The following is a 549-nucleotide window of genomic DNA, read 5'->3' as shown; positions in this document are numbered from 1 at the left end:
TCACCTGTACGTGTGAAGGCTGCTTCTTGAGTCACAGGAGCTTTCAGAGCTGGACGACCCGCTGTTTGACCATCTGCGTATTCGTACTTGATCGTACGTGATACTTTCTTGTTGAGCTTAGCTGGGTCTGTAATCTTCTCTGTACCTTGACGAAGAGTAACGGTGAAGGTTTGATCCTTCTTATCGTCATTATCGAAGGTCTTAGGTCCTGCGAACTCATCTGTTACAACTTCGTAACCCTTGTCTGTCAATTCTTTCAGACGAGCTGCGTAGTTGGTTGTACCGATTGGCTCACCTGACTTACCGCTTTCGACAACCTTGGTCAATTCCTTATTACCGTCAGTTTGGTCTACGAAGCTGATAATCGCTTTTTGACCATCCTTCACGAAGTTNATTGGTGTATCCTTNGTTGGATCACTTGGAANNGGTGGTGGGTTGTAACCCTTGCTTGGATCGCTCGGATCTTTCGGTGTCAATGGTGTTGTGCCATCTGGGCCTACTGGTGTAGTGCCTGGTACATGTGGAATCACTGGAAGATCAGTACCTGGT

At 47.2% G+C, this 549-nt stretch carries 1 protein-coding gene; it reads right to left on the bottom strand.

Annotation, left to right across the window (positions count from 1 at the left end):
* On the bottom strand, positions 1-386 hold a 386-nt coding region (locus tag D8793_RS12010), incomplete at its 3' end, for a mucin-binding protein (RefSeq protein ID WP_446677602.1).
* Between the last annotated feature and the right edge of the window lie 163 nt (positions 387-549).

This window comes from Streptococcus cristatus, assembly GCF_003943465.1.
Classification (GTDB): domain Bacteria; phylum Bacillota; class Bacilli; order Lactobacillales; family Streptococcaceae; genus Streptococcus; species Streptococcus cristatus_C.
The sequence above is the reverse complement of the archived record's forward strand: the minus strand, read 5'-3'. Positions and strand labels throughout refer to the sequence as shown.